The sequence below is a fragment of the Streptomyces sp. NBC_00102 genome (assembly GCF_026343115.1).
In the GTDB taxonomy this organism is placed as follows: Bacteria; Actinomycetota; Actinomycetes; order Streptomycetales; family Streptomycetaceae; genus Streptomyces.
On the sequence record NZ_JAPEMC010000001.1, the window covers coordinates 724,326 to 744,381 of the forward strand.

General features: G+C 71.3%; 21 protein-coding genes. 10 read left to right on the forward strand and 11 right to left on the reverse strand.

The annotated features are described in order from the left end of the window. Nucleotides 1-126 precede the first annotated feature (126 nt). From OHA55_RS03235 to OHA55_RS03265, 7 genes are all read left to right on the forward strand, one after another. A complete protein-coding gene (locus tag OHA55_RS03235) occupies nt 127-711 on the forward strand; it encodes a sigma-70 family RNA polymerase sigma factor (RefSeq protein WP_266702567.1) in 585 nt (194 codons plus the stop codon). Beyond that, a complete protein-coding gene (locus tag OHA55_RS03240; RefSeq protein WP_266702569.1) occupies nt 708-1,466 on the forward strand; it encodes an anti-sigma factor in 759 nt (252 codons plus the stop codon). Before OHA55_RS03235 ends, OHA55_RS03240 begins: the two co-directional genes overlap by 4 nt. A 186-nt stretch (nt 1,467-1,652) precedes the next feature. After that, complete coding sequence (locus tag OHA55_RS03245) at nt 1,653-3,260, forward strand: molybdopterin-dependent oxidoreductase (RefSeq protein ID WP_266710398.1); 1,608 nt, start codon at nt 1,653-1,655, stop codon at nt 3,258-3,260. A 107-nt stretch (nt 3,261-3,367) separates the two neighbouring features. Continuing rightward, nucleotides 3,368-4,012, forward strand: a complete 645-nt coding sequence (locus OHA55_RS03250) for a fasciclin domain-containing protein (protein WP_266702571.1) — start codon at nt 3,368-3,370, stop codon at nt 4,010-4,012. 248 nt (nt 4,013-4,260) lie between these two features. Next, entirely contained in the window at nt 4,261-4,788 is a 528-nt protein-coding gene (locus OHA55_RS03255) for an SPW repeat protein (protein ID WP_266702573.1), read from the forward strand. 40 nt (nt 4,789-4,828) lie between these two features. Further along, nucleotides 4,829-5,878 carry an ADP-ribosylglycohydrolase family protein gene (locus OHA55_RS03260; RefSeq protein ID WP_266702575.1) on the forward strand — a complete coding sequence of 350 codons (1,050 nt, stop codon included), beginning with the start codon at nt 4,829-4,831 and terminating at the stop codon, nt 5,876-5,878. A 222-nt stretch (nt 5,879-6,100) separates the two neighbouring features. Beyond that, nucleotides 6,101-7,204, forward strand: coding sequence for an LLM class flavin-dependent oxidoreductase (locus OHA55_RS03265; protein ID WP_266702577.1), 1,104 nt, complete (start codon nt 6,101-6,103; stop codon nt 7,202-7,204). Nucleotides 7,205-7,489: 285 nt separating this feature from the next. Here OHA55_RS03265 and OHA55_RS03270 read toward each other — a convergent pair whose 3' ends face one another. Further along, complete coding sequence (locus tag OHA55_RS03270) at nt 7,490-7,915, reverse strand: MerR family transcriptional regulator (protein ID WP_266702579.1); 426 nt, start codon at nt 7,913-7,915, stop codon at nt 7,490-7,492. Between the two features lie 129 nt (nt 7,916-8,044). On the opposite strand from OHA55_RS03270, the gene OHA55_RS03275 reads away from it, so the two are divergent. The 3 genes from OHA55_RS03275 to OHA55_RS03285 all read left to right on the forward strand — a co-directional run bounded on the left by OHA55_RS03275 (nt 8,045) and on the right by OHA55_RS03285 (nt 10,287). Continuing rightward, nucleotides 8,045-9,199 carry an MFS transporter gene (locus tag OHA55_RS03275; protein ID WP_323180360.1) on the forward strand — a complete coding sequence of 385 codons (1,155 nt, stop codon included), beginning with the start codon at nt 8,045-8,047 and terminating at the stop codon, nt 9,197-9,199. A gap of 196 nt (nt 9,200-9,395) precedes the next feature. Beyond that, on the forward strand, nt 9,396-9,644 hold the full coding sequence (locus OHA55_RS03280; RefSeq protein WP_266702583.1) for a hypothetical protein: 249 nt from the start codon (nt 9,396-9,398) through the stop codon (nt 9,642-9,644). A 193-nt stretch (nt 9,645-9,837) separates the two neighbouring features. Beyond that, nucleotides 9,838-10,287 (forward strand): spore-associated protein, encoded by a 450-nt coding sequence (locus OHA55_RS03285; protein ID WP_266702585.1) that lies wholly within the window; start codon nt 9,838-9,840, stop codon nt 10,285-10,287. Between the two features lie 119 nt (nt 10,288-10,406). On the opposite strand, the gene OHA55_RS03290 is transcribed toward OHA55_RS03285, so the two are convergent. From OHA55_RS03290 to OHA55_RS03335, 10 genes are all read right to left on the reverse strand, one after another. Further along, nucleotides 10,407-13,235 carry an RNA helicase gene (locus OHA55_RS03290; RefSeq protein WP_266702587.1) on the reverse strand — a complete coding sequence of 943 codons (2,829 nt, stop codon included), beginning with the start codon at nt 13,233-13,235 and terminating at the stop codon, nt 10,407-10,409. A gap of 125 nt (nt 13,236-13,360) precedes the next feature. Next, nucleotides 13,361-14,251, reverse strand: coding sequence for a diacylglycerol kinase (locus tag OHA55_RS03295; protein WP_266702589.1), 891 nt, complete (start codon nt 14,249-14,251; stop codon nt 13,361-13,363). Between the two features lie 18 nt (nt 14,252-14,269). Next, entirely contained in the window at nt 14,270-15,235 is a 966-nt protein-coding gene (tatC, locus tag OHA55_RS03300) for a twin-arginine translocase subunit TatC (protein ID WP_266702591.1), read from the reverse strand. A 49-nt stretch (nt 15,236-15,284) separates the two neighbouring features. Next, nucleotides 15,285-15,578, reverse strand: a complete 294-nt coding sequence (gene tatA, locus OHA55_RS03305; protein WP_266702593.1) for a Sec-independent protein translocase subunit TatA — start codon at nt 15,576-15,578, stop codon at nt 15,285-15,287. 219 nt (nt 15,579-15,797) lie between these two features. After that, nucleotides 15,798-15,995, reverse strand: a complete 198-nt coding sequence (locus OHA55_RS03310) for a hypothetical protein (protein ID WP_266702595.1) — start codon at nt 15,993-15,995, stop codon at nt 15,798-15,800. 84 nt (nt 15,996-16,079) lie between these two features. After that, nucleotides 16,080-16,394 carry a hypothetical protein gene (locus OHA55_RS03315; RefSeq protein ID WP_266702597.1) on the reverse strand — a complete coding sequence of 105 codons (315 nt, stop codon included), beginning with the start codon at nt 16,392-16,394 and terminating at the stop codon, nt 16,080-16,082. 92 nt (nt 16,395-16,486) lie between these two features. Beyond that, complete coding sequence (locus OHA55_RS03320; RefSeq protein WP_266702599.1) at nt 16,487-17,443, reverse strand: YafY family protein; 957 nt, start codon at nt 17,441-17,443, stop codon at nt 16,487-16,489. A 28-nt stretch (nt 17,444-17,471) separates the two neighbouring features. Continuing rightward, on the reverse strand, nt 17,472-18,425 hold the full coding sequence (locus tag OHA55_RS03325; RefSeq protein WP_266702601.1) for a YafY family protein: 954 nt from the start codon (nt 18,423-18,425) through the stop codon (nt 17,472-17,474). 273 nt (nt 18,426-18,698) lie between these two features. Beyond that, nucleotides 18,699-19,070 carry an FKBP-type peptidyl-prolyl cis-trans isomerase gene (locus OHA55_RS03330; RefSeq protein ID WP_266702603.1) on the reverse strand — a complete coding sequence of 124 codons (372 nt, stop codon included), beginning with the start codon at nt 19,068-19,070 and terminating at the stop codon, nt 18,699-18,701. A 45-nt stretch (nt 19,071-19,115) separates the two neighbouring features. Continuing rightward, nucleotides 19,116-20,054 carry an FKBP-type peptidyl-prolyl cis-trans isomerase gene (locus OHA55_RS03335; protein ID WP_266702605.1) on the reverse strand — a complete coding sequence of 313 codons (939 nt, stop codon included), beginning with the start codon at nt 20,052-20,054 and terminating at the stop codon, nt 19,116-19,118. Nucleotides 20,055-20,056 lie beyond the last annotated feature (2 nt).

Sequence of the window (20,056 nt, forward strand, 5' to 3'; positions counted from 1 at the left end):
CCCGAGCGCGAATCCGCCGTACCCATCCTCGCCGTGGCGGACGATTCGTCGCCGTCCGCACCCATCCGTAACGCCGTCGGCTCCGAATCAGGTGGTACTCCATGAGCCTCCCGGGAGGAAGCCGCCTTGAAAGAAGCCGTGTACATCGGCCCCGTGCCCTCGACCGGCCCCGATCTCCAGGACCTGCTGGTCCGGGTCGCCCGGGGTGATCAGGGCGCCTTCGCCCAGGTCCACGACGCGATCTGCGGGCCCGTGCTCGGCCTGGTCCGCACCGTGCTGCGGGACCCCGCCCAGTCCGAAGAGGTCACGCAGGAGGTGCTGGTCGAGGTGTGGCGGACCGCGCCGCGCTACCAGCCGTCCCGGGGCAGCGCCATGAACTGGGTGCTGACACTCGCCCACCGCCGGGCGGTCGACCGGGTCCGCTCGGCGGAGGCTTCGGCCGCCCGGGAGCACAGGGCCGCCCTACTGGAGCGCACCCCGGCCTACGACGAGGTGACCGAGCAGGTCGAGATCCGGCTGGAGCGGGAACAGGTGCGCCGCTGCCTGCGGACGCTGTCCGAGATCCAGCGCGAGTCGGTGACCCTGGCCTACTACCGGGGACTGACCTACCGTGAGGTCGCCGAACTCCTCGCCGTACCGCTCGGAACGGTGAAGACCCGGCTGCGCGACGGGCTGATCCGGATGCGCGACTGCCTGGGGGTGAGCGCGTGAGTACGGCGGAACTGCACACACTGACCGGGGCGTACGCCCTGCACGCCCTCCCCGAGGACGAGCGCCGCGCCTTCGAACGGCACCTGGCCGAGTGCGAGGCGTGCGGGCAGGAGGTGGCCGAGCTCTCCGCCACCGCGTCCCGGCTCGCTCTCGCGGTCGCCGCCGCTCCCCCGCGCGGCATGCGCGACGAGGTGCTGCGCCGGATCGCGACGGTACGTCAGGAGGCCCCGGGCCACGGCGTTCCCGGCCGCGTCACCGGTTCGGCTCCCGGGCGCACCGGCCGCTGGTCCCGCTGGGCGCTGGCCGCCTGCATCGCCGCCGCGGCGGCACTGGGCGGGGTCGCCCTGTGGCAGAGCCAGGTCGCGCGGGGCGCCCAGCAGGAGGCCGACCGCGCCCACCGGCAGAACGAGTCGGTGGCGCGGGTGCTCTCCGCCCCGGACGCCAGGACCGCCCCGGGCCGGCCGGCGGCCGGGGGACGGGGCACCGTCGTGGTCTCGGCGAGCGTGAACCGGGCGGTGTTCCTCGCGTCCGGCATGGCGCCACCGCCCCGCGGCAAGGTCTACCAACTCTGGTTCGCCGACGGCGGGACGATGCGTCCGGCCGGGCTGATGGACCCGGATGCGGCGGACGGGTCGGTGCTCATGGACGGGCCGGTGGACCGCGCGACGGGCGTGGGCATCACGGTCGAGCCGGCGGGCGGATCGGCCCGACCCACGTCCGAACCGCTGGCGCTGATGGCGTTCCCGGCGGCCTGACCAGGGACGGAGCGGGCCTGGGGCGTGTCGTCACCGCGGGCCGACAGGCGTCAACAACGCACCGCAAACAGCACGTTCGGGTGATGGACCAATCCCCCGGCCGTTCCGCGCCGAATCCCTGGTGTGACAGCAGACCGGAACGACAGGCGACAGCGGGGTGCCAAGGCCACCCGGCGGTCCCGCTGGGTGCGCGCCGCACTGGCCGCCCTCGGCGGACTGGTGGCCGCTTTCTGCGCCCTGTGCGTCGCGGAGTTGGTCGCCGCCCTCGTACGTCCCGAGGCGGGCCCGGTCACGGCGGTGGGCGGTGCGGTCGTCGACCGAACTCCCCCGGCGGTCAAGGACTTCGCCGTACGGAACTTCGGCACGGACGACAAGCTGGTGCTGCAACTCGGCATTCTCGCCCTGCTGGCGCTCTTCGCCATGGCGGTGGGGGTCCTGGCACTGCGGTACCGGCGAATCGGCGCGTCGGCCGTTCTGGTCTTCGGCCTGTTCGGCGCGGTGGCGGCGGTGGGGCGGCCCGAGGGTGTTCCCTCGGACGCCCTGCCGTCGGTCGTGGGTGCCGTGATCGCGGCCGGTGTGCTGTATTTCCTGATCGGGCGACTGGCTCCGACCCCGGCTCCGGTCCCGGCCCCGTCTCCCGCGGCTGGGGAGACGGGGCCGGGGCCGGTACACGCCCCGGAGGCGGAGGCGGGTCCGGCGCCTTCCTTCGACCGCCGGGGCTTCGTGATCGCCGCCACCGCCGCGGCGGCGGCCTCGGCCGGGGCGGGGTACGTGGGGCGCCGCCTCACCGCCTCCGTCCAGGCCGGGGCGTCCGCCTCGCGGGCGGACATCAGGCTGCCGGTGCCCGACTCGGCCGCGCCCGCCGTGCCCCCGGGCGCGGACCTCGGGGTCCGCGGCATCAGCTCGTTCGTCACCCCGAACAAGAGCTTCTACCGCGTCGACACCGCGCTGGTGGTGCCCCGCGTGGACGCCGGCCGCTGGCGGCTGCGCGTCCACGGCAAGGGCGTCACCCGCCCGCTGACCCTCACCTACCAGGACCTGCTGCGGCGCCCGGCCGTCGAGCGCGACATCACCCTGGCCTGCGTGTCCAACGAGGTCGGCGGCCCGTACATCGGCAACGCCCGGTGGATCGGGGTGCGGCTTGCGGACGTGCTGCGGGAGGCCGGGGTGGAGTCCCCGTCGAAAGGCGGCCCGGCCGACCAGCTCGTCTCGCGCTCGGTGGACGGCATGACCATCGGCACGCCCGTCGAGACCGTCCTGGACGGCCGCGACGCGATGCTCGCCCTCGGCATGAACGGCGAACCGCTGCCGTTCGAGCACGGCTTCCCGGTGCGGATGCTCGTCCCCGGTCTGTACGGCTACGTCTCGGCCTGCAAGTGGATCGAGGACATCGAGCTCACCACCTTCGATGCGTACGACGCCTACTGGGTCAAGCGCTCCTGGGCCCAGCAGGCGCCGATCAAGACGGAGTCGCGGATCGACACCCCGCGCCCCTTCGCCTCCCCGAGGCCCGGCACTGTGCCGGTCGGCGGGGTCGCCTGGGCCCAGCACCGGGGCATCTCCCGGGTCGAGGTCCGGGTGGACGGCGGTGACTGGCACACCGCGCGGCTGGGCGCGGCGGACGGACGGGACACCTGGCGCCAGTGGGTGTGGGAGTGGCCGGCCACCTCCGGCCACCACACCCTCGAAGTCCGTGCGACGGACGGCACCGGCGCCACCCAGACCTCCCACCGCGTCGGGACCGTCCCCGACGGCGCGACCGGCTGGCATTCGGTGGTGGTCGACGTGTCCTGATCCCCCGTCACCACCGCAGCGCTTCCCTCTCTTTCCTTTCCACGACCGAACCGTCCGGGCCGTTCGACCGCCCGGACAGGCACCACCGACCGAACCAGGAGAACACCATGAACGCCCTGCACTTCCGCCGTATCGCCGTCGCCGTCTCGGCCGCCGCCATGCTGCCTCTCGCCCTGACAGCGTGCTCTTCCTCGGACACCAAGGACTCCGCCGCGGGCTCGGATGCCGACAAGGCGTCCTCGGCCAGCGCGCCGGCGAGTGAGGCGATGCCCGCGGACGAGCCCTTCGGCCCGGCCTGTTCGTCCGTACCGAAGAACGGCGCGGGTTCCTTCGACGGCATGGCGCAGGACCCTGTCGCCACCGCCGCCTCGAACAACCCGGACCTCGCCACCCTGGTCACCGCGGTCAAGGCCGCGGGGCTCGTCGACACGCTGAACAGCGCCGAGAACATCACGGTGTTCGCGCCGACCAACGAGGCGTTCGCCAAGGTCCCGAAGGCCGACCTGGAGAAGCTGCTCGCGAACAAGGAGGAGCTGACCAAGGTCCTCACCTACCACGTGGTCGGCCAGAAGATCGCCCCGAAGCAGCTGTCGAACGGCTCCTTCACCACCCTGGAGAAGAGCAAGCTGACGACGTCCGGCTCGGACATGACGTACACCGTCAACGACAGCGCGAAGATCGTCTGCGGCAACGTCCGGACGGCCAACGCCACGGTCTACATCGTCGACTCGGTCCTGATGCCGCCCCAGTAGCCGAAGCGCCGGGAGGGGTTCGCCGCCCTGTCCGTGATCGTACGGAACTCGGCAAACCCCCTCCGTGCGGGCCCGGTTGGGCATCACCGGGCCCGCACCGCGATTTGCGCAGTCGTGGGCCCCCGGTCCCGGCGCGTAAATGGGAGATAAGAGCACCATGGGGAAGAGGTACCGCTCGCCCCTCGGACGCACCGTCCGGATCAGGTCGGCGGCGGGCGGGCCCACGGGACCGCAAAGGAGACGACATCATGTCCGACCTCTCACACACCCGTGCCGGCACCCGTGCGGACACGCGTGACGACATGGCGGACCACCCCGACCTCCCGGAGATGCGCGAGCGCTACAACCGCACGCTCGGGGGCCGCGACGTGGCCCTCGTGGACGCGCTGGTGTTCCTTCTCGGCCTGTACTGCGCGGTGTCGCCCTGGGTGCTCCACTTCACGTCGAGCCAGCCCGCGCTGGTGCAGCACAACCTGATCATCGGTATCGCCCTGGCCGTCCTGGGCCTCGGGATCACCGCTTCCCCGTCCCGGATGTACGGCCTGAGCTGGGCGATCTGCGCGATGGGCGCCTGGATGATCGTCGCACCATGGGTCGTGGGCAGCGGCCCCGACCTCGGGGTCATCCTGAACAACGTCATCATCGGCGGACTCGCCGTGGTCCTCGGACTGATCTGCGCGGCCGCCTCGATGAAGAGCGGCGGATCCAAGAGCGGCGGATCCAGGGGAGGCAGAGCCTCGATGAAGGGCGCCGGAGCTCCGGGTTCCCGGGGCTGACACCCCCGGCCTCGACGTCCCGACGCCGTAGGGTGCCCCCATGGGGCGGGGAGACAGGCAGGACCGGGTGGTGGGCACCGTCGTCGGCTCGGCGGTCGGGGACGCGCTGGGGGCACCCTTCGAGTTCGGGTCGGCCGGAGTCTGGTCGGCCCGCTTCCCGGAGGGCACCGGCACGATGTGCGGGGGCGGTGGCTGGGACCCGGGCGAGGCGACCGACGACACGCAGATGGCCGTACTCGTCGCCGAGTCCCTGCTGGAGCGGGAGACGCTCGACCTCCCCGACATGTTCGACCGGTTTCGCCGGTGGGCCGCGGGAGACCCCAAGGACATCGGTATCCAGACGGAGATCGTCCTGCTGGGCGGCGACCCCTGGGACCTGGCGGCCGCCCTCCACTTCCAGGTGGAGGGCCGAGCGGCGGGCAACGGCTCACTGATGCGGGCGGCCGGATCGGCCGTCCGCTTCGCCCGTACGGCAGGACTCCGCCCCGGCGACGAGGCCGGGGCCCGCGCCGCCACCATGGACGCCGCACGCCGGATCGCGGCCCTGACGCACGGCGATCCGGCCGCCTGGGAGGGCACGGCCGTCCTCCACGAGCTGATCCGGGTGGCCCTGGACGGCGGCGACCCGGCGGCCGGGCTGCCCGCCGCCCTCGCCGGGGTGCGCGAGGACCAGCGCGCCCGCTGGGCGACCGTGCTCGCCGCGGACTGGCACCCGGATCTGGCGACCGAGTTCAACGGCGCGGTCTGGCCGTGTCTGGGCACCGCCGTCTGGGCGCTGCGGACGACGTCCTCCTTCGAGGCCGCGCTCGCGGCGGCGATCGACGTCGGCGGCGACACCGACACGGTGGCCGCGGTGACCGGCGCGCTCGCGGGTGCCGTGCACGGCATGAGCGCGATCCCCGCCCGCTGGACGGAGCCGCTCCACGTACCGCTGCCCGGTTACGGGGACCGCGTGCTGCGCACCGCCGAGTTGACGGCCCTCGCCCTGCGCCTGGACGAGCCCGGCGCCTCGTGGACGGGCGCGGAGACCCGCCCCGTGCCCGCTGAGCCCAGCTGCCCCTACCCGCCCACCTCTCGGACACCCAGTTGACGCCGTGCCGATCCGGCTGATGCACTGAACGGATGCGCCCTCAGCTGCGGTTGGTCACCCGCGACCACATCGACTTCGGTCGGGTGTGGTCGGCGTCCTGTCGTCCCTGACCTCTTCTCCGTCAGTACGACGTCAGCGCGCCCTACGCGCCAGTACGCGGGTACCGCGCCGCCCGGCCGGTTCCCCTGCCACCGCCACCGCAGCAGAAGATGAGGCTTCGCCATGCCCGTAGAGTTCCTCGGCATCGCCGCGACCAACGAGGGTTCCGAGGTGACGCCCCGCTCGGGAGCGTCCTTCGACAAGGAGTACACGCTCAAGCTGGCCCGCGCCCACGAGGACCACGGCTGGGACCGGGTGCTCTTCGCCTACGGCTCCGGCTCCCCCGATCCGTCCCCGGCAGCCGCGTTCATCGCCGCCCGTACGGACCGGCTCCAGATCCTCGTGGCGCACCGGCCCAACGTCTCGTACCCGACGTTCGCCGCGAAGACCTTCGCCACCCTCGACCGGATCAGCGACGGCAGGCTCGCCGTCCACTTCATCACCGGCGGGAACGACCACGAGCAGCAGCGCGAGGGCGACTTCCTCACCAAGGACGAGCGGTACGCACGCACCCGTGAGGCGATCCAGATCATCAAGAGGGCGTGGACCTCGCACGAGCCCTTCGACCACGAGGGCGCCCATTACCGCTTCAACGACTTCGTGAGCGACACCTTCCCGGTCCAGCAGCCGCACCCGCAGGTCTCGTTCGGCGGTTCCTCCCCGGCGGCGTACGCGGCAGGGGGCGCCGAGGCCGACATCTTCTGCCTCTGGGGCGAGCCCCTGGCCGAGACCGCCGAGCAGATCGCTTCGGTGAAGGCGGCGGCGAAGGCGGCGGGGCGCACCGACGTACCCCGGATCCAGGTGGCGTTCCGCCCGATCATCGCTCCGACCGAGGAGCTCGCCTGGGAGAAGGCGCACCGGACGCTCGACCGCATCAAGGCCCGTAAGGCGGGTGCGCCCCTGAGCCGCCGCCACCCTCCGACCCATCCGCAGAACGCGGGTTCGCAGCGGCTGCTCGCCGTCGCGGAACGGGGTGAGCGCCACGACCGCGCGCTGTGGACGCCGACCTCGGCGGAGACCGGCGGTGCGGGCAACTCCACAGCTCTGGTGGGTACTCCGGAGACGGTCGCCCAGGCCCTGCTGGACTACTACGACCTCGGGGTCGAGATCCTGTCCGCCCGGGGCTACGACCTGCTGGACGACGCGATCGACTTCGGCCGCCACGTCATCCCGATCGTGCGGGAGGAAGTCGCCAAGCGCGACGCCGCGCGGACCTCGGTGGCTTGAATCCGCGAGGGCCACGCCTGAGCCTGTCGTGTCCCTTCTCCGCGAGGACGCTCACGCACGTCGCGACCGCGATCAGCGGTGAGGCGTCGGCGTCCTCGCGGACGATGTCGGTGCCGTAGGTGTCGCGGGTGCTGAGCCGGCGCCGGGAGACCTGGGCCGGCGGTTCGCCGTCGCAGCCGACGGCGAACCGCCGCTCGCGGTACGGGAAGTCCCAGTGAGCACCGGTTCGCGGAGCCGGGCACGTAATGCGCGACGCGCGCGAAGGGCGGCCGTCCGCCTCGGCCCTCAGGCCGCCTCGGTCACCGAATCCTCCCGCCCGTAGCCGATCGCCGGCACCCCGGCGGAGGGCTGCCGGTCCCGGCGCACCGCCTCCAGGTAGCCGACGATGGCCTCGTGACTGCGGAGCAGGCACTGGATGCGGTGCGCCATGCTGTCGCGTTCGCGCTCCAGGATGGCGATCGTCTCGGTCGTGGCGCCGGAGATGTGGATGGCCGTGGGGTCGTCGATGCAGGGGAGGACCTGCTTGATGACCCGCGTGGGCAGGCCGGACTCGAGCAGGCCCTTGATCTGGAGGACCCGGTCCACGCATCCCTCGGCGTAGTCCCGGTACCCGTTCGACGCCCGCCCGGGCACCAGCAGTTCCTGTTCCTCGTAGTACCGCAGCATTCGGCGCGGCGTTCCCGTGCGCTCCGAGAGCTCACCGATCCGCATCCAATTCCACCCCGTTCCCCGTCCACTTGACATTCACATCAATGGCAAGGTTTGACGATACCGGGCATGTCAGCTTCTCAAACAGAGCTCCTCGGCACACCCTTGTCCGCAGAGAGCCACAAGCTCCCCATGTCCCCGCTCCTGGCCCTGTCGACGGCGGCCTTCATGGGGATTCTGACGGAGGCCCTTCCCGCCGGGGTGCTCCCCGAGATGGCCCGGGACCTCTCGGTCAGCGAGTCCGCGATGGGCCAGTCCCTCACGATCTACGCGATCGCCACCGGCCTCTCGGCCATCCCGCTGTCCGTCACCACGGCAGCCTGGGCCCGCAGGAAACTGCTGCTTTTGGCGGTCACGGCCTTCGCCGTCGCCAACACGGTCACCGCACTCTCGTCCAGCTACTCCCTGACGATGGTGTTCCGCCTGATCGCGGGCGTCGCCGCGGCGGCCGTCTGGGCCGAACTCGTCGGCTACGCGCGGCGGCTGGCTCCGCCCCATCTGCAGGGCCGCGCCATCGCCATCACCATGGCCGGCGTCCCGCTCGCCCTGTCGCTCGGCATCCCGCTGGGCACCTTCCTCGGCGGCCTGTTCGGCTGGCGGATGACCTTCGGCCTGGTGACCCTGATCTCCGTGGCCCTGCTGGGCTGGATCCTCGCCTCGGTCCCCGACGCCCCCGGCAAACGGCCGGAAGCCCGTGAGCCGATCCTGAAGGCGCTGGCGCTCCCCGGCGTCCCGGCGGTGCTGTTCGTGGTCGCGGCCTACGTGCTCGCCCACAACATCCTGTACACGTACATCGCCACCTTCCTCGACGAGAACGGCATGGGCGACTCCCGTGACGTGGTGCTGCTCGTCTTCGGCATCGCCTCCGTGGTGAGCATCCTGATCACCGGCGCCCTGGTCGACCGCAGACTGCGCCGGCTGACGATCATCAGCAGCGCCCTGTTCCTGGCCTCCGCGGTCCTCCTGGCCCTGCTGGCCGGCAACATCGTCGTGGTCTACGGCGCGATGGTGCTCTGGGGCCTGGGCTGGGGCGGTGTCACCACCCTCCTCCAGACCGCCGTCACCGACGCGGGCGGCGAACGGGGGCAGGCCCTGCTGGTCACCACGTGGAACTCCTTCATGGCCGGCGGCGGAGCCGTGGGCGGCCTCCTCCTGGGCGGTATCGGCCCCGGCTCCTTCGCCTGGAGCGTCCTCGCGCTCATGGCGCCCGTGCTGATCGTCGTGGTCCTGGCCCGCAAGCACGCGTTCCCCGCGAAGCGGCCGGACATGGTCCCGGAAGACCGCTGAATCCGCAGAAACCCAGCACTTTCCGAGGCCGCTGCACCACCAGGCCGCCGCACTGCCCCCGCCAGGTCGAACGAACACGCACACGATGATCGTTCGGCGTGGCAGCCGGGGCATCCGGGCTCACGGTTCCCCGCTCCACACCACCGGGGGCGGGGTCTTCCAGCCTCCCTGCGCGCAGAGCCCTGGAGTCATCCCGGTGTCGTTCCTCATTTCCGTGGCGGTCGTCTGCCTGTTCGTGGGCCACTTCCTGCTGCGGCAGGAGCGGAACCGCGAGGCGGTGGCAATGCTCCGCCACGTCGACGGCCATCTGAACGGCCTGCCCTGGCGCTACTGCCCCAAGCCCTTCGACGCTCTCCGCTACCGGGCGCTGCGCACCCGGGCCGCCCGTCGTTCCCTGCGGGAGAAGCGGCGGAATCCGGTGAAGCGGGACGAGCGGCGCGGCTGAGCGGGACGGCCGCGCGGCGCGGCCGTCCTCCGTCCCGCGCGACCACACCGGCCACCGCTCTCCCTCCCGCGCGTCCCCGGCGACGGCCACCCGATTCCCCGGCATCTCTTCGAGAAGCGAGTGCAACCTTCCTCACCCTTCGGCGGTCACATCAAGTGGGAGCAAACGCTCTTGGAGTAACAAGGGGGAAATTATGGGATTCGCGCGTAATGTCGCGGCTGTCGGGGCGTTGACCGCTCTGGTGGCGGGGACCACGGCGGCGTTCGCCGCCACCGCCCAGGCCGCGCCGAACGTCACGCCGCAGGGGGTCTGCGGCAGTGCCTACAAGACCGTGAACTCGGCGCCCGTCGGGTCGCTGGGCACCGTCTACCTCACCTACAACTCCGCGAACGGCAACAACTGCGTCGCGACCATCCGTTCCAACCCGGGCACCGTGAAGTACATGTCCGCGTACATCTACGTGCCGGACACCGACGCCTGGGCCGAGGACTACGGCAACTACACCTCGTACGCGGGCCCGGGCCGTGTCTACGGCAAGGGCCACTGCGTGAGCTGGGGCGGCAACATCGACAACATCCACGTGTCGGTGGAGAACTCCAACTGCGCGACCCTGAGGGAGCAGCGGGTCACCACCATCGGCTGACCGGCAGGCAGTGAGCGGAAGGGCGGTACCGGAGGCGGGCCGGCCGGCACCCCCCTGCGCGCGACACGGCGGGCCCGGGAGCATCACGCTCCCGGGCCCGCTCCGTCGTCCGTGCGCCCTCAGCCCACCGAGCTGTACGCCACCACTCCGCGCAGCACCTCGTCGACGGCCTTGCGGGCGTTCTTCGCCACCGTGCTGCCCTCGCGCGGGGCGGCGGCGGCCACCTGACCGAGGACGTCGATGACCTGCTTGCACCAGCGGACGAAGTCACCGGCGGGCATCTCCGCCTCGCGCAGCACCTCGTCCAGAGTGCGGCCCGAGGCCCACATGTAGACCGCCCAGGCGAAGCCGAGGTCGGGCTCGCGCTGACCGACCCCCTCGGTCTGGTTGATCTTGAAGTCCTCTTCCAGGGCATCGAGCCGTCCCCAGATGCGGACCATCTCGGCCATGGCGGTCTTCGCCGGGCCGGACGGCAGCTTGGGTGCCACCGCGTCGTCCGCCTGCCGCGCCTCGTACACCAACGCCGATACGCAGGCCGCGAGTTCGGCCGGGTTGAGGCCCTCCCAGACGCCGTCCCGCAGACATTCGCTCGCCAGCAGGTCCAACTCGCCGTAGAGGCGTGCCAGTCGGCGGCCGTGCTCGGTGACCTCGTTGGAGCGGAGGTAGTCCAGCTCGGTCAGCAGGGCGACGATCCGGTCGAAGGTGCGGGCGATGGTGTTCGTACGCCCCTCGATGCGGTTCTCCAGCTGCCGGGTGTCGCGCTTGAGGCGGTGGTACCGCTCCGCCCAGCGGGCGTGGTCCTCGCGCTCGTCGCAGCCGTGGCACGGGTGGGCCCGCAGCTCGGTGCGCAGGCGCGCGATCTCCCGGTCGTCGGCCGCCGCCGCGCGCCCCTTGCGGTGGCGGTCCGGCACGATGTGCCCGGCCTTGGTCCGCAGGGCGGAGGCGAGGTCGCGGCGGGACTGCGGCGAGCGCGGGTTGAACGTCTTGGGCACCCGCATCCGCTCGATGGCCTCCACCGGGACCGGAAAGTCCATCGACGCCAGCCGCTTCACCTGGCGCTCCGCGGTGAGCACCAGGGGGCGGGGACCGTCGTGCTGGTCGAAGCCGCGGTGGCCGTTGGCCCGCCCGGCGGGGATTCCGGGGTCGAGCACCAGCGCGAGGCCGGCGAACTTGCCGGTCGGCACGTGGATGATGTCGCCCGGCTTGAGCTTCTCCAGGGAGGAGGCGGCCGCGGCACGGCGCTGCGACGCCCCCTGCTTGGCCAGGTCGGTCTCACGGTCCTTGAGGTCCCGGCGCAGCCGGGCGTACTCCTCGAAGTCCCCGAGATGGCAGGTCATGCCCTCGCGGTACCCCTCCAGGCCCTCTTCGTTCCGCTGGACCTGGCGGGAGATCCCGACGACCGAGCGGTCCGCCTGGAACTGCGCGAAGGAGGTCTCCAGCAGCTCGCGCGAACGGTGCCGCCCGAACTGCTGAACGAGGTTGACCGCCATGTTGTACGAGGGACGGAAGCTGGAGCGGAGCGGGTACGTACGCGTCCCCGCGAGCCCGGCCAGCGCGCCCGGGTCGAGGCCGCGCTGCCACAGCACCACGGCGTGGCCCTCGACATCGATGCCACGACGTCCTGCGCGGCCGGTGAGCTGGGTGTACTCGCCCGGCGTGATGTCCGCGTGCTGCTCGCCGTTCCACTTGACGAGCTTCTCCAGCACCACCGAGCGCGCCGGCATGTTGATGCCGAGCGCGAGGGTCTCGGTGGCGAAGACGGCCTTGACGAGACCGCGGACGAAGAGCTCCTCCACGACCTCCTTGAAGGTCGGCAGCATGCCCGCGTGGTGCGCGGCGATGCCCCGCTCCAGCCCTTCGAGCCACTCGTAGTACCCGAGGACGTGCAGGTCCTCGGTGGGGATGGAGGCGGTCCGCTCCTCGACGATCTCCCGCACGAGGCGGCGCTTGTCGTCGTCGTTGAGCCGCAGCCCGGCGGCGAGGCACTGCTGGACGGCCGCCTCGCAGCCGGCCCGGCTGAAGATGAAGGTGATGGCGGGCAGCAGACCCTCGGTGTCCAGCCGGTCGATCACCTCGGCGCGGGAGGGCGTCCAGATCCGGCTGCGCTGGCGGCGCTCGCGCTCGCGGTCGGCCTCGCGCACCATCTTGCCGCGCCGGCGGTCGCGCGGGTTGTAACCGGCCTGGCTCTCCATGCGGGCGAGCCGGATCAAGTCGGGATTGGTCTCGCGGCGGGCCGAACCGCGGCCGCCGTGGTCGGTCTCCTCCTCGAAGAGGTCGTACATCCGGCGTCCGGCCAGCACGTGCTGCCAGAGCGGGACCGGCCGCTCCTCGGAGACGATGACCTCGGTGTCGCCGCGCACGGTGTCCAGCCAGTCTCCGAACTCCTCGGCGTTGGAGACGGTCGCGGAGAGCGAGACCAGGGTCACGGATTCGGGCAGGTGGATGATCACTTCCTCCCAGACCGCGCCCCGGAAGCGGTCGGAGAGGTAGTGCACCTCGTCCATCACGACGTATCCGAGTCCGTTGAGGGACTGGGAGCCCGCGTAGAGCATGTTCCGCAGGACCTCGGTGGTCATCACGACCACCGGCGCCTCGGAGTTGACACTGTTGTCACCGGTCAGCAGGCCGACCTTGTCGGCGCCGTAGCGCTTGACCAGGTCGGCGAACTTCTGGTTGGAGAGCGCCTTGATCGGCGTGGTGTAGAAGCACTTGCGCCCCTGCTCCAGGGCGAGGTGCACCGCGAATTCGCCGACGATCGTCTTGCCCGAACCGGTCGGGGCGGCGACCAGCACGCCCTTGCCCGCTTCCAGCGCCTTGCAGGCCTCTATCTGGAAGGGGTCGAGTTCGAACTCGTACATCTCGCGGAAGGGCCACAGCGCCGTGGCCATCTCGGCCTGGCGGAGGCGGGAGGCGTGGTAGCGCTCGGCTGGTGAGAGGTCCTCTGTCATCTTGCTGTCGAGCCTACCCGCCACCTCCGACAGTCCATGCGCCCTTTTTCTCGCCCGCACCCCCGGCCGCCGAGCCTGTCGGCCCTGAACCCTGCGACCCGTGAGTCCGCCGGCCGGTGAACCTGTCAGCCGGTGAGGACGCGTACGGCACCCGGTACGCACACCGCGGTCACCGGGAGCGCTCCCAGGGGTTCGCCGTCGGCGTAGGCGGTGGTGGCCGGCGCGGCCAGTTCGACGGAAGCCGCGCGGTGGACGGTGACCACGGGGTGGCCGAGATGGGTGCCCCGGTAAACCTTCGGGAAGACCTTCAGCAGGGTGGTCCGGCTGCAGTCGCCGACGACGGTCACGTCGAAGAGGCCGTCGTCCATGACGGCGTCCGCGCAGATCCGCATGCCGCCGCCGTAGGAGGTCCCGTTGCCGACCGCGACCAGCGTCGCCTCGATCTCCAAGGCGGCCCCGCCGTCCAGCCGTATCCGGTAGGGCACCGGCCGGAAGGAGGCCAGCTCGGCGAGGATCGCCAGGTCGTACTTGATGCGGCCGGGGAACAGGCGCATCCGGTTGCCCCGGTCGTTGACCCGGGAGTCGAAGCCGGAAGCCAGCACCGTGCCGAACCACCGGTCTCCGGCCCGCCCGAGGTCGAGGGTGCGTATGCCGTCCCGCTTCAGGGCGTCGGCGGCCAGCCGGCCGGCCGCCGCCGGGTCGCGCACCGGCAGCCCGAGGGTGCGGGCGTAGTCGTTGCCGGTGCCCACGGCCACCACCCCGAGCGGGGTCCGGGTACCGGCCACCGCCTGGAGCGCCAGGGAGACCATGCCGTCCCCGCCCACCGCGATCAGCGCCCCCGTACCGCCGCCCACGGCGTCCCGCGCCCGGCGCAGCGCGTCGTCCGCGTTCTCGCCGAGCACGGTGCGTACGGAGAATCCGGCCTCCCGCAACGCGGAAGCGGCCGGCTGCGCGGCGTGCGCGCCCCGGCCGCTGCCCGCGGTGGGATTGACGAAGAGGGTGATCTCGCTGGTCACCCGCCGGACCCTACAAGGTCAGGTGATGTCGTCGTAACCGTTGAGAGGTTGCGATCCGGCACCGTCCTGCTCGCCCGAGGCCTGACCGGGAAGGGTGGCCCGCCGCGCGGACACGCTCTCCACCTCGTCGATGCGTTCGGGGGTGAGGTCGAGATCCGAGGCCTCGTCGTCGTCGAGGTCGGCGTCCGGGTTGCCGCGGTTGCGACGCTTGTCGTTCAGGAGCGAGAAGCCCGTCGCGATGAAGTACAGGACGGCCAGGGGGCCGGCCAGCAGCAGCATCGAGAGCGGTTCGCCGCCGGGGGTGGCGATGGCGGCGAAGGCGGTGAGACCGACGATCATCCCGCGCCACCAGCCGAGCATCCGCTTTCCGGTGACCATCCCGGTCAGGTTCAGCGCGACGAGCAGCAGAGGAAGCTCGAAGGCCAGGCCGAAGACCACGATCATGCGGGTGAGCAGGTCGAGGTAGCTGTCGAGCCCGATCTGGTTCTGCACGCTGTCCGGACTGAACCCGAGCATGATCTGCGCGGTCTGCGGCAGGATCAGGTAGGCGAGGTAACCGCCGGCCAGGAAGAGCGGTGCGCCGATGACGGCGAAGCCGTAGGCGTACCGCTTCTCGCCCTTGTGCAGGCCCGGCGCCACGAAGGCCCAGAGCTGGTAGAGCCAGACCGGCGTGGCCAGAAGCACGCCGGACATGAGAGCGACCTTGAGGGCGTTGGTGAACGGCGCCATCAGGGTGTCGGTCTTCAGCAGCGCGCAGGGTTTGCCGTTGACCGCGGTGACCACGCCGTCCTTGCAGCCGACCGACGAGAGAATCGGCCGCAGAAGGAAGTCGTAGATGTCCTTCTGGAAGAAGGCGGCGACGATGGTCACCACGACAATGGCCAGAACGGCCTTCAGCAGCCGGTTACGCAACTCACGCAGGTGATCGAGGAGGGGCATCCGCCCCTCGTCGTTCTTCTCCTGCTTGCGGGCAGACTTGAGCAACCCACTTCCCTCGTCTCGTGCGGCAGCTGTCGGTTGAGCGGATCAGCTGTCAGCTCTGGGTGGTGGGGTTGGTCTCGTTGACGGGGCGCGCGCTGGTCACGTCGCCCGGAGCGGCCTGGATGGTACGGGCCGCGGCAGGCTGCGGGGCGGGCTGGGCGGCCGTCTCGGCGGCCGGGGTGGCGGGTTCCGCGTCGTCGCGCTTCATCGCCTTCGCCTCGCTCTTGAGGATGCGGGCGGACTTCCCGAGCGAACGCGCCATGTCCGGAAGCTTCTTGGCACCGAAGAGCAGCAGGATGACAGCGATGATCAGAACGATCTCTAGGGGCTTCAGATTGCCGATCATGTGTGCGACTTCCTTCTCACTGGGGTGACTGGAGGAACGGGCTCACTACCCGATCAGTCGGACACGCGTCCGAACCGTCAGCTGGCAGCGATCGTAACCCGCAGTGGTAAACGCGAGGCAATGCCTGCGCATACACGCGGTTCCGGACCACGCCTCCTGCCTGGGCCGACCTCAGCAGCGTACCGCGCGGTCCACGGATTCCAGAGGCCGCGGCCCCCGCTACCGCAGGACGTCCGCCGTGGAGGCGAGGCGCGTCGCGGCCCGTTCCAGGTCCTGGGCGGCCCGGTTGATCCGCTCCGAGGTGGTCGCCACCTGGCGGCCGAGCCGCCGGACTTCGAGGAAGACCCGGACGGCGAGAACACCGAGCACGGCGATGCCCAGGAACCCGAGAGCGATGGCGATCATCGGCCAGAACATGCGGGCGGAACCTCTTTCGGACTCGGACTCGGCCCTCGGACTCGGCCCTCGGACTCGGCCCTCGGGCTCGGGCTTCGGGCTCGGCTAAGGAGCGGTGTGCAGCCGCAGAGTACGTACGCCGCCGCAGGTGAGGAGCTCGACGATGCGCTCCCCGGCGGGCTTGCGCACGGCCGAACCGCACTCGGGACAGGTGAAGGAGTAGAAGGTGGTACGGGGCCCCGCACCGATCGCGAGCCGCAGCGCCTCGGCGCCGAGCTCGAAGCGCGTACGGCAGTCGGGGCAGCCGGCCCGGAAGCGCACGACGTGGGCCGCCGCCGCGCGCCGGGGCGCTTCCCGGGACCCGGTGGCACGGGCCCTCCGGGAGATCGTGCCCGTCGTGCCGTCCTGCGTTCCGGTCATCGTCGGACCACACCGTTCATCGTCGGACCACACCGTTCATCGCCACGCCGTTCATCGTCGGGCCACGCCGTTCATCGATACGCCCGTCATCGTCAGGCCACGCCGTCGTAGGCGGCGAGCGCTTCGGCGGCGGCCCGGCGGGCGCTCTCGGCCAGCTCCGGAGGCGACACGATGCGGCCCTCGCCGCCGAGGCGGAGGGCCAGCCTCCGCAGCGAGGCCGGGTCCGGGGTGCGCAAGGTGATCACCAGCCCGCCGTCGGGGCGCTCCTCGGCACGGTCGTGCGGGTAGTACTCGGCGACCCAGCGGCCGCCGGCGCCGACCTCGATGACCACTTCCGGGTCCTCGGCGGCCGGCTGCACGAGCCCCTCCGAGAGGTCGCGGAGCACCAGCTCCGGGGGCGCCGCCGGGTCGTCGAGCAGCCGGATCTCCGCGACCCGGTCCAGGCGGAAGGTGCGCCGGGCCTCGGAGAGCCGGCACCAGGCCTCCAGGTAGGTGTGGCCCACCGCGAAGAGCCGGATCGGGTCCACCTCGCGCTCGGTGAGTTCGTCCCGGGCGGGCGAGTAGTAGCGGAGCCAGAGCCTTCTGCGCTCGGAGATGGCCCGGTCGACCTCGGCGAAAACGCCGCCCTCGGACTCGAAGGTCACCGAGAGCCGGGAGCTGGCCGCGCCGGTCTCCCCGGCGGCGGTCTCCAGCTTGGCGGTGGCGCGTACGAGGGCGAGGCGGTCGCTCTCGCGGAGTCCGGGCAGGGTGGCGACGGCGCGGGCGGCGACGAGCAGCGCGGTGGCCTCGTCGGCGGCGAGCCGCAGCGGTTCGGCGACGTCGTCCGGGTTGTGCCACCAGATCCGGTCGCCGTCGGTGTCGATGTCGAGCAGATCGCCGCCGCGGAAGCTGGTCCCGCACATGGGCAGGACGTCCAGGTCGGAGATGAGCTCGTCCTCGGTGATGCCGAAGGCCCGGGCGACGTCCTGCACATGCGCGCCGGGGCGCTCGCGCAGATAGGTCACCAGGGAGAGCATCCGCCGGGTCTGGTCGATCGCGTTCGTGGCCATGGTGTCGTCGCCTCGGTCCTAGAGTTCTTCAGTCCTTGGCCACGGCGCGCAGCCGGTCGACCACATCGGCCCGCAGATCGGCGGGTTCGAGCACGACGACGTCCGGCCCGAACTCGACGAGCCAGGCGTCCAGACCGTGTCCGTACGGGATCTCCAGCTCGTCCCAGCCGTCGCCGAGGTCGCGTACGGAGACCGCGCGCGAGCGCAGCGGGAAACCGGCGCCGGCCCGCAGCCTGATCCGGGCGGTGCGGGTGGCGGTCTCGCCGGCCCAGCTCTCCACGGTCTCCCGGACGGTGACGACGTCGGGAATGGCGGCGGTGAAGACGCCGGCCCGGGAGCGGACCCGGCCGGCGATGCGCGAGAGCCGGAAGACGCGCTCGGCGCCCCGGTCGCGGTCCCAGCCGGCCAGGTACCAGTGGCCGCGCCAGCACTCCAGCCCCCAGGGCTCGACCTGACGCTGCTCGGCGTGGGCGGAATTGCCCTTGCGGTAGTCGAAGGTGACCGGCCGCCGGTCGCGGCAGGCGAGCATCAGCGGTTCGAAGGCGGCCTCGTGCACGGGGATGCGCGGTTCGAGGGCGCTCGGCACCTCGTACGTGTCCTCCGCCTCAGGCATTCCGGCGGCGCGCAGCTTCTGCAGCGCTCCGCTGGCCGCTCCGGCGAGGCGGGCCTGCTGCCACACCTTGGCCGCGATCTCCAGGGCCGCCGCCTCCTCCGCGCTGAGGGTGATCGGCGGGAGGCGGTTGCTGTCGCGTCGGGCGAGGTAGCCGATGTCGCCGTCGAGTCCCTCGACGGTCTCGATGACGAGGCCGAGTTCGCGCAGATCGTCCTTGTCGCGCTCGAACATGCGGTTGAAGGACTCGTCGGAACCGGCTTCGAGGTACGCCTCGATGGAGCCGCGCAGCTCACGCTTGCTGAGCGGACGCCGTGTACCCAGCAGGCACAGCGCGAGGTTCATCAGCCGCTCGGCCTTGGCAATCGCCATCGACGCCCTTTCTCTCCATGCGCTACGACGCTCGACCGTACCGCCCCCGGGGGTTCCGGCAAAAACACGCGTGCCCCGGACGGATGCCGGAAGGGCCCGTGCCGTGCGGCACGGGCCCTTCCGCCTCCACCGGGGAGGCACGGTCCTTGACGGACGGCGACAGGGTCGCTGTCCGGCCTGTGGGCCGGACGCGAGGAACGTCGCGATCCGGCCATTCGATCGGGCGGCCGGACGGCGAGGATCATCTCCGTCCGGTCGGAAACCGCCGGTCGATCAGACGGCGACGAGGTCGCAGACGAAGATCAGCGTCTCACCCGGTCCGATGGCGTGACCCGCACCGCGGTCGCCGTAGGCGAGGTGCGCCGGGATGATCAGCTGGCGGCGGCCGCCGACCTTCATGCCCTTGACGCCCTTGTCCCAGCCCTGGATGACCATGCCGGAGCCGAGCTTGAACTGGAGCGGCGTGCCCCGGTTCCACGAGGAGTCGAACTCTTCGCCGGTGGAGAAGGCCACGCCCACGTAGTGGACGGAGACGTTGTCGCCGTCCGCGGCGACGGCGCCGTCGCCCTCCCAGATGTCCTTGATCTCAAGATCGGCCGGCGGCTCGCCACCCGGGAAGTCGACCTCGGGCTTCTCGATGCTCACTGAAACTGCTCCTTGGAAAAGATGAACTGCACAACCGGGACAGTCTTACATCTTCGCCAGCAGGTCCACGGCGAACACCAGGGTCGACTTGGCGGGAATCGACTGCTGCGCGGTGTCACCGAAACCCTGGTCCGGCGGGATGACCAGCAGAACGCGGCTGCCGACCTTCTTGCCCACGAGTCCGCTCTTCAGGCCCTTGAGGGTCACCTGCTCCAGCGGGAAGGTCTGTGTCTTCCCCTGTTCGTAGGTGCTGTCGAACGTCTTTCCGTCCTTCCACAGCAGGCCCACGTAGTTCACCACGACGCTGTCGGTGTCCGTGATGACCTCGCCGTCGGACTCCAGCACGTAGGTGGAGGAGAGCTTGGCGGGCGCGTCGCTCTTCGGGATCGTGACGCTGGGCGCCTTGCCGTCGGTGTTGGTGCCGACCTTCGGGAGCGCGGCGTCGTTCTGGGGAACCTTGGTGCCCTCGGCGGACGCCGGGATCTGGGTGGCCTTGACGACGTCGACCACGAAGACGAGGGTCGCGTTGGGCTTGATGTCGCCCTGGCCCTGCTCGCCGTAGGCGAGGTCCGGCGGGATCACCAGCTGGACGCGGCTGCCGACCTTCTGGCCGACGAGGCCCTTGTCCCAGCCCTGGATGACCATGCCGGCGCCCAGGGTCAGGTCGAACGGGGTCTTGCGGTCGAAGCTGTTGTCGAAGGGCTTCGTCGAGTCCCAGGCCTGGCCGAGGTAGTTGACCTGGACCGCGTCGCCGTTCTTCAGCGTGGCGCCGTCGCCCTTGCTGATGACCGTGGTCTTCAGCTCCTTCGGCGGGTCACCCACGCCCTTGGCGATGGTGGGTTTCTCACCGAACTTGGCACCCGCGGTGATCGCGGGCACGCCGGTCTCGGACGAAGCGGAGTCGGAGGCCTTGTCGTCGCTGCCGCAGGCCGCTGCGGAGAGCAGCAGGAGGGGGACGACGAGAAGGCCGGCAAGTCGGCGCACTG